15 protein-coding genes are annotated in these 16,073 nt (G+C 43.5%); 2 read left to right on the top strand and 13 right to left on the bottom strand.

The features are described from left to right. Window positions 1–48 precede the first annotated feature (48 nt). A complete protein-coding gene (gene infC, locus ACG9ZB_RS02320; RefSeq protein ID WP_050796974.1) occupies window positions 49–600 on the bottom strand; it encodes a translation initiation factor IF-3 in 552 nt (183 codons plus the stop codon). Window positions 601–605: 5 nt separating this feature from the next. Further along, window positions 606–2,528 carry a threonine--tRNA ligase gene (gene thrS, locus ACG9ZB_RS02325; RefSeq protein WP_419323849.1) on the bottom strand — a complete coding sequence of 641 codons (1,923 nt, stop codon included), beginning with the start codon at window positions 2,526–2,528 and terminating at the stop codon, window positions 606–608. Between the two features lie 521 nt (window positions 2,529–3,049). Here thrS and ACG9ZB_RS02330 point away from each other — a divergent pair. Next, window positions 3,050–4,693, top strand: coding sequence for an acyl-CoA synthetase (locus tag ACG9ZB_RS02330; protein ID WP_419323850.1), 1,644 nt, complete (start codon window positions 3,050–3,052; stop codon window positions 4,691–4,693). A gap of 79 nt (window positions 4,694–4,772) precedes the next feature. Here the strand turns inward: ACG9ZB_RS02330 and yjgA are convergent, their stop codons facing one another. The 9 genes from yjgA to mazG form a co-directional block, all read right to left on the bottom strand. Next, on the bottom strand, window positions 4,773–5,306 hold the full coding sequence (gene yjgA, locus ACG9ZB_RS02335) for a ribosome biogenesis factor YjgA (protein ID WP_005400753.1): 534 nt from the start codon (window positions 5,304–5,306) through the stop codon (window positions 4,773–4,775). Between the two features lie 2 nt (window positions 5,307–5,308). Beyond that, window positions 5,309–5,578: an HPr family phosphocarrier protein gene (locus ACG9ZB_RS02340; RefSeq protein WP_010325935.1), complete on the bottom strand. Its 270-nt coding sequence runs from the start codon at window positions 5,576–5,578 to the stop codon at window positions 5,309–5,311. Continuing rightward, window positions 5,575–6,426, bottom strand: a complete 852-nt coding sequence (gene rapZ / locus ACG9ZB_RS02345; RefSeq protein WP_419323852.1) for an RNase adapter RapZ — start codon at window positions 6,424–6,426, stop codon at window positions 5,575–5,577. The genes ACG9ZB_RS02340 and rapZ overlap by 4 nt, the downstream gene beginning before the upstream one ends. A 26-nt stretch (window positions 6,427–6,452) precedes the next feature. Next, window positions 6,453–7,295, bottom strand: coding sequence for a pantoate--beta-alanine ligase (gene panC, locus ACG9ZB_RS02350; RefSeq protein ID WP_419323854.1), 843 nt, complete (start codon window positions 7,293–7,295; stop codon window positions 6,453–6,455). 3 nt (window positions 7,296–7,298) lie between these two features. Continuing rightward, window positions 7,299–8,108: a 3-methyl-2-oxobutanoate hydroxymethyltransferase gene (panB, locus tag ACG9ZB_RS02355; protein ID WP_419323856.1), complete on the bottom strand. Its 810-nt coding sequence runs from the start codon at window positions 8,106–8,108 to the stop codon at window positions 7,299–7,301. A gap of 36 nt (window positions 8,109–8,144) precedes the next feature. Next, complete coding sequence (gene folK / locus ACG9ZB_RS02360; RefSeq protein WP_419323858.1) at window positions 8,145–8,633, bottom strand: 2-amino-4-hydroxy-6-hydroxymethyldihydropteridine diphosphokinase; 489 nt, start codon at window positions 8,631–8,633, stop codon at window positions 8,145–8,147. Next, window positions 8,630–10,099, bottom strand: a complete 1,470-nt coding sequence (gene pcnB, locus ACG9ZB_RS02365) for a polynucleotide adenylyltransferase PcnB (RefSeq protein WP_419323860.1) — start codon at window positions 10,097–10,099, stop codon at window positions 8,630–8,632. Before pcnB ends, folK begins: the two co-directional genes overlap by 4 nt. 137 nt (window positions 10,100–10,236) lie before the next feature. Then, complete coding sequence (locus tag ACG9ZB_RS02370) at window positions 10,237–10,635, bottom strand: ComEA family DNA-binding protein (RefSeq protein WP_419323862.1); 399 nt, start codon at window positions 10,633–10,635, stop codon at window positions 10,237–10,239. A gap of 18 nt (window positions 10,636–10,653) precedes the next feature. Then, entirely contained in the window at window positions 10,654–11,415 is a 762-nt protein-coding gene (gene mazG, locus ACG9ZB_RS02375; RefSeq protein ID WP_419323864.1) for a nucleoside triphosphate pyrophosphohydrolase, read from the bottom strand. A 118-nt stretch (window positions 11,416–11,533) separates the two neighbouring features. Here mazG and ACG9ZB_RS02380 point away from each other — a divergent pair, with 118 nt between their 5' ends. Further along, window positions 11,534–12,301 carry an SDR family oxidoreductase gene (locus ACG9ZB_RS02380; RefSeq protein WP_419323866.1) on the top strand — a complete coding sequence of 256 codons (768 nt, stop codon included), beginning with the start codon at window positions 11,534–11,536 and terminating at the stop codon, window positions 12,299–12,301. A gap of 39 nt (window positions 12,302–12,340) precedes the next feature. Here ACG9ZB_RS02380 and ACG9ZB_RS02385 read toward each other — a convergent pair whose 3' ends face one another. Next, entirely contained in the window at window positions 12,341–14,647 is a 2,307-nt protein-coding gene (locus ACG9ZB_RS02385) for a RelA/SpoT family protein (RefSeq protein WP_419323868.1), read from the bottom strand. A gap of 33 nt (window positions 14,648–14,680) precedes the next feature. Then, window positions 14,681–16,069, bottom strand: coding sequence for a 23S rRNA (uracil(1939)-C(5))-methyltransferase RlmD (rlmD, locus tag ACG9ZB_RS02390; protein WP_419323870.1), 1,389 nt, complete (start codon window positions 16,067–16,069; stop codon window positions 14,681–14,683). Window positions 16,070–16,073: the final 4 nt, after the last annotated feature.

The raw sequence follows: 16,073 nt of genomic DNA on the forward strand, positions 1-16,073 counted from the left end.
CGGTTTGAAGTGGAATACTGTCAATCTATTTCAGGACAAGACAGATGATTACTTTTTCTTTTTAGGACCAAGCAACATACCCATTTGACGACCTTCCATTTTTGGTGATTGCTCAACAACACCAATTTCAGCCACATCTGCTTCAACTTTTTGAAGTTGAGCCAAACCAAGCTGTTGGTGCGCCATTTCACGACCACGGAAACGAAGAGTAATTTTTACTTTGTTGCCTTCTTCAAGGAACTTAGTGATTGCACGTAGTTTTACGTTGTAATCACCAACATCAGTACCCGGGCGGAGTTTGATTTCTTTCACCTGTACTTGATGCTGTTTTTTCTTCGCCTCTTTCTGCTTTTGCTTTAGATCAAACAAATGCTTGTTGAAATCCATGATTTTACAAACAGGCGGTTCAGCGTTTGCTACGATCTCAACAAGATCAAGCTCAACACTTTCAGCAGCGCGTAATGCTTCTGCCAAACTAACAATACCTTTTTGCTCACCATTTTCGTCTACAAGACGGACTTCTTTCGCACGAATTTCATCATTCAAAGCAGGACGGTTTGATTTGTTACCGCCCTGTTGATTACGGTCAGGCTGTTTAATCGCTGTTACTCCACAATGTACCGGCCGCGTTCGGCAACGGCTGCTTTTACTAGGTCAACGAAAGCGTCGATTGACATAGTACCCAAATTTTTTCCTGAGCGGGTACGCACGTTCACTGTACCTTCCTCTACCTCACGGTCGCCAAGAACCAGTAAGTAAGGAATTCGCTCTAATGTACGTTCACGAATCTTAAAGCCGATTTTCTCATTTCTCAAGTCTGAAATCGCACGGAGACCGTTTTCTTTAAGTTTAGCAACGACTGACTCACATGCTTCCGCTTGTGAATCGGTAATGTTCATCACACATGCTTGGAGTGGTGTTAACCAAGGTGGCATAAAGCCCGCATAGTGTTCGATTAGTATACCAATAAAACGTTCAAAACTGCCAAGTATTGCACGGTGCAACATTACAGGTTGATCACGATCATTGTCTTCAGTGACATATGACGCATCTAAACGTTCTGGCAAATTGAAGTCACATTGGATTGTACCACATTGCCATACACGGCCTAAGCAGTCTTTCAGTGAGAATTCAATTTTCGGACCATAGAATGCGCCTTCACCCGGTTGAAGTTCCCACTCCAAACCAGCAGCATCTAAAGCATCTGCTAAAGATTTTTCAGCTATATCCCAAAGTGCATCATCACCCACACGTTTCTCTGGACGTGTAGACAACTTCATTTGCACTTCTTCGAAACCGAAGTCTTTATAGACATCTAAAGTCAGTTGAATGAAGTCAGCCACTTCTTGACCAATTTGCTCTTTGGTACAGAAAATGTGTGCATCATCTTGAGTAAAGCCACGAACACGCATAATGCCATGCAATGAACCCGATGGTTCGTTACGGTGACACGAACCGAACTCAGCCAAACGAATTGGCAAATCACGGTATGATTTTAAACCTTGATTGAACACTTGTACGTGACAAGGACAGTTCATCGGTTTAATTGCATAGTTACGGCTTTCTGAATGCGTCGTGAACATTCCATCCGCATAGTTTGCAGCATGGCCTGATTTTTCCCAAAGCGTGAAATCAACCACTTGCGGGGTACGAATTTCAAGGTAACCATTATCTTGTTGTACTTTGCGCATGTATTGTTCAAGTACTTGATAAATGGTCCAACCGTTTGGATGCCAGAACACCATACCTGGTGCTTCTTCTTGCATATGGAACAGGTCTAAAGCTTTACCAATTTTACGGTGGTCACGCTTTTCAGCTTCTTCAATACGTTTGATATAAGCTGCAAGCTGTTTTTTGTCTGCCCACGCTGTACCATAAATACGTTGTAACTGTTCATTCTTCGCATCCCCGCGCCAATAAGCGCCTGACATTTTAGTCAGTTTGAATGCTTTTAAAAATTTAGTATTTGGCACGTGTGGACCACGGCACATATCCAAATAATCTTGATGGTAGTACAAGCCCATTTCTGTTTCTTCAGGCATGTCTGCAATCAAGCGTAATTTATAATCTTCACCACGCGCTGTGAATTCTGCAATCACCTCATCACGTGGTGTCATTTTTTTGATGACATCATAGTCTTGATCGATGAGCTTTTTCATGCGCTCTTCAATGGCTAGCATGTCTTCTGGCGTAAATGGCTTTGCGCTAAAAATATCGTAATAGAAGCCATCTTCAATGACAGGACCAATCACCATTTTCGCTTCAGGGAACAATTGCTTAACCGCATGCCCTACCAAGTGAGCGCAAGAGTGACGAATGATTTCGACACCTTCTTCGTCTTTAGGCGTAATAATTTGAAGGCTGGCATCCGTGGTAATCAAGTCAGATGCATCAACTAAACGACCATCGACTTTTCCTGCAACTGTATTTTTCGCAAGACCCGGACCGATGCTCAGTGCAACGTCCATCACAGATACAGCTTGATCAAATTGTTTTTGATCGCCATTTGGCAAAGTGATAATTGGCATAAAAAATCCTTAAGGAGTGATGCCCCGTACCATGGAGCATATCACCGCGAGATTATGATCGAGGTAAAACCTCAAAAGATAAAAACGGTGGATAAATAAAATCAGTCGAATTTTACACGTGTTATCCACAGGATTAAACCTTTTCCCCTATAAAATTCACGTTTCAGCGCATTTTGAATTTATTTGCCAATCCATCAGCCTCCCTAAAATGAGGGGGATTGATGTTCCGCAATCCTTATCGCTACATTTTATAATGACTCTATCGGTCACTTTTTATTGAACAATACAGCAACACAAGCATACACATTTTGCTTAAAAAGCAGGCTAAAATCTAACTAAAATCTAACTAAAAAGGTTTATATCGCACAGAATCCATAGATTCAGTTTAGATAAACTAAACAAAAAAATTCAATAAATTCATCTAAAAAGCGCAACTCGACTAAAGCATAAATGCAAGATGGCTGAAAAATGCATATCTTTTAATCAATGGAAAAATAATACCAAATTCAGGAGTGATCAACATGGTGAGTGCTTATGATGAGTTACCAAGAACCCCAGCAAACTTTGTGGCTTTGTCACCGCTGCGTTATTTAGAACGAGCTGCTTATATTTACCCTCATCAAGATGCCATCATTCATGGGCACCGCCATATTTCATGGCGTGAAACTTATCTTCGCTGCCGCCAATTTGCCTCACAATTACAAAAACTGGGAATCACAAAAAACGATACTGTCTCTGTTTTGCTGCCCAATGTCCCTGCAATGATCGAAGCACATTTTGCAGTCCCAATGGCAGGTGGTGTGCTCAACACATTGAACACGCGCTTAGATGCCAAAACCATCGCATTTATGCTTGATCATGCAGAAACCAAAGTCTTATTGGTGGATCCAGAGTTTGCATCGGTTGCACAAGAAGCCTTGGCTTTGGTCGGACGCGATATTTTCGTGATTGATGTAGATGATGCTGAGTACGAAAACTGTTTTGCAGCCCCGATTGGGCAAATCGAGTATGAAGACTGGTTAACCGAAGGCGATGAGAACTTTGAATGGCATTTACCTCAAGATGAATGGGATGCCATTAGCCTTAACTACACCTCTGGCACCACAGGCAACCCAAAAGGCGTGGTTTATCACCACCGTGGCGCTTATATCAATGCAGCCAGTAACATCATTGCCTGTGGCATGACGCCACGTGCGACTTACTTGTGGACCTTACCACTGTTTCACTGCAACGGTTGGTGCTTTGCATGGACTATGGCAGCCAATGGTGGCACCAACATCTGTTTACGTAAAATTGACCCTGAACTCATTTTTAAACTCATCGCTGAACACAAAGTCGATTATTTCTGCGGTGCGCCGATTGTGTTATCAATGCTGATCAATACTCCAGAAGAGCAACGGGTTCACTTTGAGCACCGTGTCGAAGTGATGGTGGCAGGTGCTGCGCCTCCTGCTGCAATCATTGAAGGCATGCGTAATATTGGCATCAATGTCACCCATGTCTACGGTCTCACTGAAACCTATGGTCCTTCTGCGCTTTGTGCCTCTCAAGCAGGTTGGTCAGACTTATCGATTCAAGAACAAGCGCAGCTGCACTCACGCCAAGGTGTACCGTACCCACTGCAAGATGGCATGAAAGTCCTTGATCCAGATACCATGCAACCTGTACCGCATGATGGTCAAACCATGGGTGAAATTATGTTCCGTGGCAACATTGTGATGAAAGGCTACCTCAAAAACCCTGAGGCGACCGCAGAAGCGTTCGCTGGTGGTTGGTTTCATACAGGCGATCTTGCAGTCTGCCAACCCGATGGCTATGCCAAAATTACTGACCGCTCTAAAGATGTGATCATTTCTGGAGGCGAGAATATTTCATCACTAGAAGTTGAAGAAATTCTCTATCAACATCCTGCTATTTTAACGGCTGCGGTGGTCGCGAAACCCGATCCTCGTTGGCAAGAAGTGCCCTGTGCATTTATTGAACTCAAAGCAGGTAAAGAAACCACACCTGAGGAAATCATTGAATTCTGTAAGCAACATCTGGCACGTTTTAAAGTCCCGAAAGATGTAGTGATTACAGAAATTCCAAAAACGTCGACAGGCAAGTTACAAAAATTTGTTCTACGCGATTGGGCCAAAGAGCGTGCAACGGGCGAGTTTAGCTAAACATTCAGCAGTCTATACAAGCAAATACTCTCAAATAAAAAAGCGACCTTGAAGGTCGCTTTTTTTATGTCTAAATGACTTAATTATCTGAAATTAAAGCCACTTGCTGAATGTAGTTAAACAACTTCAAACGCGAAGCTTTAAGTTGTTCTTCATCAGCCTGCTGTTTCATATCACGGTGAATACGCAATACATGCTGACGAATGGTATGACGTTCCGCGGCATTATAGGTTTTGGAAAACTCATTAATGACTACATCACCATCTTTGATCATACGATCAACCCAACGCTGCAATTGAGCGGTTTTTTTCGCGCCTTGTTGCGGTGTCAAATAAGACAAAATCACCGTTTCATCTTCATTACGCAACAACTTCCCAATGCGTAAAAATTGGCGACGACGAGCTTCATTTGATGTAATCAGTTTCACATCCAAAAGGGCTTCAATCAAACGCTCTTCAACAGGTAAGTTTTGAATTTGTTTAGTGTTCAACTCTGCAAGTTGAGAACCCAAAGATGCCATACGTTGTACGGCTTTTTTCTGTTCAGTTTTACTTGCACGTCCTTCTAAAGATTCAAAGTCCTCTTCAGTAAAACTATGCGGTCGACGTGCCACGATTAATCTGCCTCGTAAAATTTTGCTGCAAATAGTGCCTGAATCTCAGATAAAGCTTGTTCTTCATCTGCGCCTTCAAGCACCAAGCGTAAAGTGGTGCCCTTTCCTGCGCCTAGCATCAGGAGGGACATAATATTTTTGGCATCCACCAATTTGTCTCCTTTTCCAATTTGGATTGAAGAACGGAATTTGGTGGTCACTTCAATGAGCTTGCCAGATGCACGCGCATGTAACCCTAGTTTATTAATTACGTCAACAGTTGTGTCAATCATGCCCAGTGCTTCATTTCTCGATGGAGGACTTGAATAGACCATTTTGCCTCAAGGGCTTTTTTTAGTCTATCCACAATATATACAGAGCGATGCTGCCCACCCGTACAACCAATTGACACAGTCATATAGTGACGATGCCCTTCAGCAAAAGCTGGTAACCATTTATCTAAAAACTTATAAATATCTTGGAATATTTCGTGTGTTTGCTCACTTTGTTCCAAAAATTTTTGCACAGGAGCATCCAGTCCAGAATACTTCCGCAGTTCTAAATCCCAATGCGGATTGGGTAAATGTCGAACATCAAACACATAGTCAGCATCTAATGGAATGCCATGTTTAAAGCCGAAAGACTGCAAAATCAAAATCAGGCTATCTGACTGCCCCAACTTTGACAGCAAGGTATGCTTTAAGTCGTGCACACTTTTATCGGTGGTATCAATATGCACAGTTGAGCGCAAATTAATCGGCAATAAAAGGGTCTTTTCTTCTTGAATGCACTGATTCAAACTTTGAAAGCGTGTCGCCAACGGATGCGGACGACGTGAAGCACTAAAGCGTGCAATCAGTTCTTGGTCACGTGTGGTCAAATAAATAATATCGACCGTACCATGCCTCTGCAATTGTTCAAACACCAAGTCGAACTCTTGCAAATCTGCACGCGTACTGCGTACATCCACGCCAAGCGCCAACTGCTCAAGGTTATTTTCCCGATCTAGCTTAGCCACAATCTCTGGGAGTAAGGCCAAAGGCAAATTATCAATACAGTAATAACCAAGGTCTTCCAATACCTGTAATGCAGAGGATTTACCTGAACCAGACTGTCCTGTAACAATTAAAATGCGCTTCATCTTAATCCTTTTAGAGGTGAGCTTGACTAAATATGTTTCACTTTCAAGTTATCAATTAAACGAGTTGCCCCGAGTTTTGCCGCAACGAAAAGCACCACATCTTGGTCAAACGCATCCAATTTCTGCAATGCAGGTGTGCGTGCTTCCACATAATCCACAACAAAACCAGCCTGTGTCAATGTCTCCTTTATATTTGCTAACACATCCGCTAAAGCTGTACCGGCTTGTAGCGACTGTTCTGCCGCCTTTAAGCTTTGATAAATGGTCGGTGCCTTTTGACGGTTTTCTTCGCTTAAATAACCATTACGGGAACTTAAAGCCAAACCATCTTCTGCACGTGCAATTGCTACACCCATCACCTCAAGCGGCATATTCAAATCACGAACAAACTGACGAATCACAGCCAACTGTTGATAGTCTTTTTCACCAAAGAAAGCAAAATTAGGTTGCACAATATTGAACAGTTTCGTCACCACAACAGCGACACCATCAAAATGACCTGGGCGTTGTAGACCACACAAATCATTGGTGATATCTGAAACAGTAATATTGGTCAAACGTGGGCTATTGCCATACATTTGCTCAACCGATGGTGCAAACACGATGTCACAACCAACCTCGGCCAACAAGCGCTGATCTTGTTCCAATGTGCGTGGGTAACTGTCAAAATCTTCATTGGGTCCAAATTGAATCGGATTCACAAAAATGCTGACTACAACCACATCACAGAGTTTTTTCGCTTCGCGTACCAGATTCAAATGCCCCTGATGCAAGTTGCCCATGGTCGGGACGAAACCAATACTTTTTCGAGCCGTTCGTGCAGGGTTCAATGATGCTGATAGGCCTTGGATCGTGGTTTCAGTTTTCATGTTTTACAGCTCGACTTGGAATGTTTGTTCTTTCGCAGGGAATGAGCTATCTAGCACCGCTGCATGGTATGCCTTGAACGCATCCAAAATCGCAGTTTCCCCTGCTTGTTCTTTCATAAAGTTACGCACAAATTTTGCAACACGACCAAAAGTCAGCCCAAGCATGTCTTGTACCACCAAGACTTGACCATCGGTATCCACACCTGCGCCAATGCCAATGACAGGTACATGTGGGAACAACTCACTAATTTCTTTACCGAGCTGCGCAGGCACACACTCTAATAACAACAGCGCAGCACCCGCATCAACCACCGCTTGACAGTCTGCAATCAGTTGGTCTGCAGCTTCACGTGTCCGTGCTTGTAATTTATAGCCACCAAACACATGTACAGACTGTGGAGTTAAACCTAAGTGTACACATACAGGAATACCATTGCGTGTCAAAACCTGAACCGTTTCAGCCAGCCATGCACCGCCTTCGACTTTGACCATTTGTGCGCCCGCTTGCATCACTACTTTTGCACTTTGCAAAGCATCATTTAAGGTGGCATAGCTCATAAACGGTAAGTCAGTCATGATCAAAGCATGCTGATTACCACGGCGTACAGCTGCGGTATGGTAAGCCATATCTTCAACTGTAACAGGCAAAGTGGAATCACGACCTTGAATGGCCATACCGAGCGAATCGCCAATTAAAATGCTATCAATTTCAGCAAGTTCCATTGCCTTTGCCATACTGGCATCATAGCAAGTCAGGCAGGAAAATTTGCGACCTTCTGCTTTAAATTTTCTTAAGTCATTTAAACTAATCATCAAACTATTCCTTTCAACATCTTTAGCTCGGCTAAATTAAATCTCTGCCCAATTGCCTGCATCCAGCACGCTCAACGTGGGTTGTTGTACAACAGGCAACTGTTTCAACGCAATACCATCAATGTGTAAATCTGGGTCTAAATCGAGCAATGGAATCAACACAAAATCACGTTCCATCACACCAACATGTGGCACGATTAAGCGTTCATTCTGAATTTTCTCTTCTGCATAGATCAGTAAATCTAAATCTAAAGTGCGTTCACCCCAATGGCGTAAACGTACACGTCCCGACTCTTGCTCAAAACGTTGCAATTCATCCAGCAAAGCCAACGGTGCTAAGTTTGTGCTGAGTTGCACCACGGCATTTAAATAATTGGGTTGGTCTTGCGGTCCCATCGGAGGGCTTTGATACAGCTTGGAGATCTTCACATCGCCAAGACTGGCCAACTTGTGCACCGCTTCAGTCAAAATCACTTTAGAGTCGCCTAAGTTACTACCTAGACCAATGTACGTGACGATGCTCATTGTGTCGGTCCAAAAATCACGCTACTTAAATCACGCTGAACACGTTTACGTTTTAAAATTGGGTGGTCTGCACCAATCTCGGTCGAGCTGTGACCTGTTCCCTTACCAGTCTGGGTACGAGCTTCAGCGTGTTGCTTCGGTTTACGTGCGCGACGGCTGCGCGATTCTTGCTCTTGAACTAAAGGCTCAATTTCATGACTTACCGTTTTAGCAATCGCCGCTTCTTCAGCACTTCCTTTACCACTGCGACGTGATTTTGCACGTTGGCGATTATATTGGCTGATGGCACGCTCTTTTTCATCGGTGCTCATCAACTGATAGGCATCCCACCACTGTCCCATGCCGAGCGTACCCTCATCACCGGATTTTTCGCGAAGCAACAAGAAGTCAAAGCCTGCACGAAAACGTGCATGGCTAGATAAGGCTTGAATTTGCTGTGCTTTCGGGTTGAGTAGTCGAGTTTGCATTTCCCACACCTCACGAATGAAGGTTTCAGCAAATCTCGGAATAATAGTCCGCGTGGCTTGGCGTTTTAATACATCAAGTCCCGCTTGCGCACGAGCTTCAGCCGCAACCACACCTTTACTGCTATAAAACTCACAACGGTCCAAGAACGGCTTCCATAATAACACCGCATAGAAAAATGCAGGATTGATGGTTTTGCCCACTTGAATACGCTGATCGGTATTTTTAGCGGCACGTTCAATAAATGGGGTGATATTCGGTTGGATATCTGCAAATAACTGCTTCCAAATGCCGAAATCGATCAACATTGGCAACACACGATTTAAATGTCCCATAGTGAACAGCTTCTGAGATTCATCATATAAACGGTGCGGCGAAACATCACGCAACAACTGCGTCATTTCCAAGGTGAAAACGTCGAGAATTTGATGATCAATTGAGAAACCTAATTTTGCAGCAAAACGTAAAGTTCGCAGCATTCGCACAGGATCTTCTTCAAAACGCGTTTGTGCATCGCCTAGTAGACGTAAGGTTTTATTTTTAATGTCATCCACAGCATGACAGAAATCCAAGACAACACCCTTACGTGGCTGATAGTACATCGCATTAATTGAAAAGTCGCGGCGGGCAAAGTCTTGCTCTATCGTACCCCAATTGTTATCACGCAAAATCATGCCTTGCGCAGAGGTGACTTCTTTCTTCGGCGGTGCACGGAAAGTTGCCACTTCAACCAACTCACGACCTGAATAGACGTGAGCCAGCTCAAAACGGCGCCCGATAATACGGCAACGTCGTCCGAAAACTTCTTTTACCTGTGACGGTGTTGCATTGGTCACTGCATCAAAATCTTTGGGATTTAGGCCAAGCATCATGTCGCGGACACCGCCACCGACGATATATGCTTCATAGCCTGCCTTAGTTAATGCATCGATCACATCTAAAATGTAAGAAGGTAATTGAGCGGTTGATAAACCACATTTTGACGCGCGCAAAGTTTGCAAAAGCCGCTGTCTCCTACGCCTAAACGTAAAATTCTAAGATGACGCTAATCATATATCTAACACAATCAAAGGGCAATTTGATTATCGAAAGCAAAGCAGGATTCTGATCAATTCACCAATAAATGACACCGCTTTTTTCACAAGCCCAAACGGGCTTTATTTTTTGCAAAAATTGCCGGTCCAATCCCGCGCACCTGCTGCAGCTCATCTATAGTCTTAAATTGTCCTTGTTTCTGGCGATAGGCCACGATTGCCTGTGCCTTTTTTAGACCCACACCCTGAAGTTGCTGTAATTGATCGACACTGGCTTGATTTAAACTAATTTTATTTGTGCTCAACACAGGTTGAGCCTGAACAGGAGACACAGCACGTTTCACGCTTTTAGGAGCTTGAATACGATCATCCCACGCCTGCTGCTCTGCTTTCCAATTCAGGTAGTTCTGATCAAAAGACTGTGCATAACTACTAGGTATACACGCCAGTAAACTCAGTAATAACAACGCGATGATCAACAAACTTACTTTTATTTTTATCAATTCAAGCCACCATTTTTATTATTTCAGTTGTAATTTGGCTTGCTCCCACAGTTGATCCATTTCTTCTAAAGACATCTGCTCAATCTTTTTTTGTTGTTGCAAAGCCTGATCTTCAATGAAAGCAAAACGAGTACGAAATTTATGAATCGTACTCAAAAGCGACATTTCGCTTGAGACGCCCAGTTTACGCCCAACATTGATCATTGAAAATAAACAATCGCCAAATTCATCTGCTATTTCATCGGAATTTTGCTGTTGAACAGCATGTTTCAATTCAGCTAATTCTTCTTCAAGCTTGGTATAAGCGCCTGCTACATCAGGAAAGTCAAAACCGATTTGTGCTGCATTTTTTTGAATCTGTTCCGCTTGTTGTAAGGCTGGACCATGTTTGATGCTGTCTAATCGTGACTGTGCCTTACCCTGCTTTTCCTGTTGTTTAATTTGCTTCCAAAGCTCGCCCACATCTTCGGCAGACAAAGCTGAAAACTGCTGTGCTTGAAAGACATGGGGATGACGACGAATTAGTTTTTCTGTGATGACATGAACCACATCTTGAAAATTAAAAGTCCCTTGCTCGGCATATATCTGTGACTGGAAAACCACCTGTAGCAGTAAATCACCCAACTCATCACGCACCTCATCAGCGTTACCTGAACGCACAGCAGCTTCAACTTCATAAGCCTCTTCAATAGCGTAGCGGGTTAAGCTTTCTGGGGTTTGCTGTTGATCCCATGGACATTTTTCACGTAACTCACGCATCACGTTCAGCAATTGTTCCATGTTTATCTCTCTTCAAAAATCATATTGATAAAAATTACATTATGACGGCATTCATTTGTTATGCTCAATCCAATCACAACAATAACATCAAGAAAAAGAGCAACAAGGAGCCCTTTCAATGCGCAGTATTTTGATTAGCAGTGCAGCCCAAGGTATTGGTGAGGCCATCGCTCGCTTATTTTATGCACATCCCTACAAAGTGGGAATTTATGACATTAATAGTGCTCAAGCCCAACAGCTGGCAGCCAGCCTCGGCCCAAATGCCAAAACAGGACAACTCGATGTTTCCAACTATCAAGACTGGCAAACTGCTTTAGCCGAGTTTGTCGCATGGGCGGGCGAGCTCAATATCTTGGTCAATAATGCAGGAATTCTATTCTCAGGGCCTTTTGAACGAACAGAGATCAGCGCACATCATAAAACCATGTCGATCAATGTCAATGGCGTACTGAATGGCTGTCACGCTGCATTACCCTATCTCAAACAAGCAAATTTTGCCCGCATCATCAATCTTTCTTCAGCCTCAGCGATCTATGGTCAAGCCGATTTGGTCTCGTACTCTGCCAGTAAGTTTGCGGTACGCGGCATCACCGAAGGCTTAGATACCGAATGGCAGAAATATGGCATTCGCGTATTAGATGTCATGCTGCTATTTGTACAAACTGCCATGGTGCAGGATATGCAAGCGACGACTATTCAAAACATGGGGGTACACTTAACTGCAGAAGATGTAGCGCAACACGTTTTTCAAAGGGCTGTTGCAAAAGATACGGCACTCACAGCAACGCATCAAGCCGTGGGCACCAAAACCAAGCTTTTATTTCAACTGAGTAAAATCAGCCCCCAATTTCTCAACCGCCTGACTAATTTGTACCTTTCTAAATAAAAAAGCCTGCAATTGCAGGCTTTTTTTATTTCAGTTTGTTTAGTTACCTTGCACTAAACGACGCGCACTAATGATGCCTGGTTGTTGCTCCAATCGTGCCAACAGTTTTGATAATTGTGATAAACCTTTAACTTCAATCAACAATTTCATATTGGCAATACCGTCTGCTTCAGAGATGGTATTGACCTGACGAATATTGATTTGATCGGAGAAAATCACTTGGGTCAAATCTTTGAGCAAACCACGGCGATCATAAGCCTCCACCACAATTTGCACACTCTGACCACGCGTTGGCTGCATTTCCCAATCGGCTTCTACTGCACGCTCCGGTTCATTTTGAATCATGCGTAAGTAATCAGAACATGCCACTTTATGGATGCTCACCCCACGGTTCAAGGTGATATAACCCGCAATTGACTCACCATGCACAGGTTGACAACACTGCGCCACATGCAGCTCAACGTTATCTAAACCATCAATCAAAATGCCATGCGCTGACAAAGTATGACTAGCACGTGGATTCAACGTCGGCTTCAGCACCAGTTCAGGTTCATCCTGATCCAAATGCATATGGCGGTTCACCTGATTGATCAAGGCGTGCAGACTAATGTCACCATTGACTAGGGCAATCAGAATATCTTCACCCGCTTTGACATTAAAATGATTGCAGTAATCATTCAAATCAATACTTTTTGGGTGAATTGCTAAACGTGAAAGTTCTTTGTTGAGCAGGTCACGGCCCACTTCCAAGTTTTTGCTGCGGTCTTGTTGGCGGAACCAATGGCGCAGCTTGTCACGCGCACGTGCCGTCTTGATATAACCTAAAGAGTTCACCAACCAATCACGGTTTGGCTCACGGTCTTTCTTGGTTAAAATCTCAACTTGCTCACCCGTTTTTAAAGTATAAGTTAGCGGAACATAGCGCTGATTCACCCGCGCGGCATAACACTTGTTACCGACTTGAGTATGTACATGGTAAGCAAAGTCGAGTACGGTCGAACCACGTGGGAGCTCTTTAATATCACCATCACGACTAAAGACATAAATCTTCTCAAAATCCTCAAAATCTTGAATTTGCTCAAAATTTTCAGAGTCTTCATCCGACTTATGTACATTCGCATCATTGCGCTCTTGATAATGTTCAAGGACTGCACGCAATGAATGTAAACGATGGTTAAAAGAGTGATCAGTATTCTTACCGCCCTCTTTATAGTTAAAGTGCGAACACACCCCAAGCTCTGCTTCTTCATGCATACTCTTGGTACGAATCTGAACTTCCAGTGATTTGTTTTCCGCAATCACAGCCGTATGCAGTGAGCGGTAACCATTGGCTTTCGGATTGGTAATATAGTCATCAAACTGATGCGGTATATGCCGCCAAATTTGATGCACAATCCCCAGCGAGTGATAGCACTCAGGAACCGTTTTAACCAAGACTCGAACGGCACGAATGTCATAGAGCTGATCGAAGCTCAGGTTCTTACTTTTCATTTTTCGATAAATCGAATAAATGTGTTTTACCCTGCCGCTAATTTCAGCTTCAATGCCATGCTCATTCAAAGATGCACGCAATGTATCAATCACAAACTGAATATATTGCTCACGCTCCAGTCGCTTTTCATTCAGCAGGGTCGCAATTTCTTTATAGCGATCAGGTGCTAAATAACGAAAGGCTAAATCTTCCAGTTCCCACTTTAACTGCGCAATCCCTAAACGGTGTGCCAGAGGTGAGTAAATGGTTAAGATTTCTCGTGCTACACGCTCTTGACGTTCTTTAGATGAAGTCGCCAATTCACGCAGTGCATAAGTCCGCTCAGCCAATTTGATCAGTACAACGCGCACGTCTTCCGTCACCGAAATCAACATTTTATAAATGCCGTTTAAGTGCTCACGCTGATTGTTATTAAAGTGATCTTCGAGGCGTTTATTCTGCTCAATGAGGTCGGACAACTTACCCATAGCCAAAGTGCCTTTGACCAGTGCATGCACTTGTTCGCCAAAATGCTCTTGTACTTCCGCCAATGGAATCACGCCTTCGCGTACACCACGATAGAGCATCGCAGCAGCCAAGGTATCTTCATCGACATGTAAATGGGCCAGAATATCTGCCATTTCAATACCGGTATAAAAGGTATTGGAACGATGATTAACCGTGGTTTCTAACTCTTTTTGTAAAGTCAAATTGGCAACTTCTTCGAGTTGCTCAAGCTTCGCATCATCTAATATGCTTCGAACACGATCCAACCATTCAGCCAAATCATGTTGAGCTTGTTCGGCATGCTCTACAGTCGCCTCCTGAGACAACTCATTGAGTCGCCCAGGTAGTTGCTCACGTACTGTGACCATACCCTTCTCCTACACTTTTACGCTTCATATTCTTTAATCGTTTATCTCATTATCTTTTTCAAACAATGCTATCGACTCAACGTGACCTGTGTGGGTAAACATATCCATCACACCGGCTTTGACTAATCGATAACCCTGTTGTACCAACAGCCCCGCATCCCTTGCGAGTGTCGCTGGATTACACGACACGTAAACGATTCTTTTTGCACCAAAGTTAGGCATATAATGCATTATTTCCTCTGCGCCTGCACGTGGAGGATCTATCAATAATGCATCAAATCCTTGATTTGCCCAAGAATGATGCGAGAAATCTTTTGTTAAATCTTGTGAAAAGAACTCCAACTGGCGAAGCGCATTACGTTTCGCATTTTCTGCACCACGTTGAACCATTTCTTCACTGCCTTCAACACCAACCACTTGTCCTGTTGCTCCCACGCATCGAGCCAAAGGCAAAGAGAAATTTCCTAGACCACAGAACAAATCGAGAACACGTTCTCCTTGTTTTAAATCTAGCAAGTCACATGCCAATTTCACCATTTGCGGGTTAATGGTTGAGTTTACTTGAGTAAAGTCGTGTGGGTTAAATCCAAATGCCACATCAAAATCACTTAAACGATAATGTAAACGCATCTCTGCATGCTCATCATCCATACGCTTTAGACTGTCTGGGCCAGCAACTTGTAAATACAACTGCCACCCTCTGTCTAACGCAAATTGTTTTAATCGGTTGACATCCTCGGTGTTTAATTTTTCAGTATGTCGCACCGTAAGGGCGATCTCACAATCCCCCATGGCCAATTCTATATGACCAATGGCCGCTTTGGCTGTTAGACTTTGGAGTAACTGCTTCAAGCGTGTGATTGAACCAAACGCTTGATCTAACACCAAACAACGATCAATTGAAGTCAGTTTATTGGTTTGACGCTCTCGAAAACCCACGACCAATTGGTCTTTGTGCGGCAAATAACGCACCCCAATGCGTGCTTTACGGCGGTAGTCTTCACGTAAAGAGCGCAAAGGTGGCAACCATTCTTCAGGTTGAATCCCAGCAAAATGCTGCAAATGTGATTTAAGCACTTCTTGCTTTAAACGAATTTGTTCATCGGGATGAATGTGCTGCATATTACAGCCACCACAGCTTTTAAAATGCGGGCACTTCGGCTCAACCCGAAAAGCAGAGGCTTCACTGAGGAGTTGAACAGCATCAGCTTCCTCTAAGCGCTTTACAGCATGTGTAATCTGCGCTTTGACCGTTTCACCCGGCAACGCATAGCTAATAAAGACTTTTTTCCCATGCTTGTCTGCAGGATGGTCTGGATGCGAACCATAGTGCGCAATGCCGCGTCCTTCATGCGAAATTGACTCAACCTGAAAAATATAAATGGGTTGTTGAGTTGGACGAGGTTTGGCTCTATGTTTCATGTGT

Origin of the sequence: Acinetobacter johnsonii (assembly GCF_048551975.1) — a bacterium.
Classification (GTDB): domain Bacteria; phylum Pseudomonadota; class Gammaproteobacteria; order Pseudomonadales; family Moraxellaceae; genus Acinetobacter; species Acinetobacter johnsonii_A.

What these genes read in the sequence shown, in the direction of transcription:
- thrS (WP_419323849.1), bottom strand. Translation starts at nt 2,528, where the DNA reads ATGCCAATTATCACTTTGCCAAATGGCGATCAAAAACAATTTGATCAA.
- ACG9ZB_RS02330 (WP_419323850.1), top strand. Translation starts at nt 3,050, where the DNA reads ATGGTGAGTGCTTATGATGAGTTACCAAGAACCCCAGCAAACTTTGTG.
- ACG9ZB_RS02340 (WP_010325935.1), bottom strand. Translation starts at nt 5,578, where the DNA reads ATGATTGACACAACTGTTGACGTAATTAATAAACTAGGGTTACATGCG.
- rapZ (WP_419323852.1), bottom strand. Translation starts at nt 6,426, where the DNA reads ATGAAGCGCATTTTAATTGTTACAGGACAGTCTGGTTCAGGTAAATCC.
- panC (WP_419323854.1), bottom strand. Translation starts at nt 7,295, where the DNA reads ATGAAAACTGAAACCACGATCCAAGGCCTATCAGCATCATTGAACCCT.
- panB (WP_419323856.1), bottom strand. Translation starts at nt 8,108, where the DNA reads ATGATTAGTTTAAATGACTTAAGAAAATTTAAAGCAGAAGGTCGCAAA.
- folK (WP_419323858.1), bottom strand. Translation starts at nt 8,633, where the DNA reads ATGAGCATCGTCACGTACATTGGTCTAGGTAGTAACTTAGGCGACTCT.
- mazG (WP_419323864.1), bottom strand. Translation starts at nt 11,415, where the DNA reads ATGGAACAATTGCTGAACGTGATGCGTGAGTTACGTGAAAAATGTCCA.
- ACG9ZB_RS02380 (WP_419323866.1), top strand. Translation starts at nt 11,534, where the DNA reads ATGCGCAGTATTTTGATTAGCAGTGCAGCCCAAGGTATTGGTGAGGCC.
- ACG9ZB_RS02385 (WP_419323868.1), bottom strand. Translation starts at nt 14,647, where the DNA reads ATGGTCACAGTACGTGAGCAACTACCTGGGCGACTCAATGAGTTGTCT.
- rlmD (WP_419323870.1), bottom strand. Translation starts at nt 16,069, where the DNA reads ATGAAACATAGAGCCAAACCTCGTCCAACTCAACAACCCATTTATATT.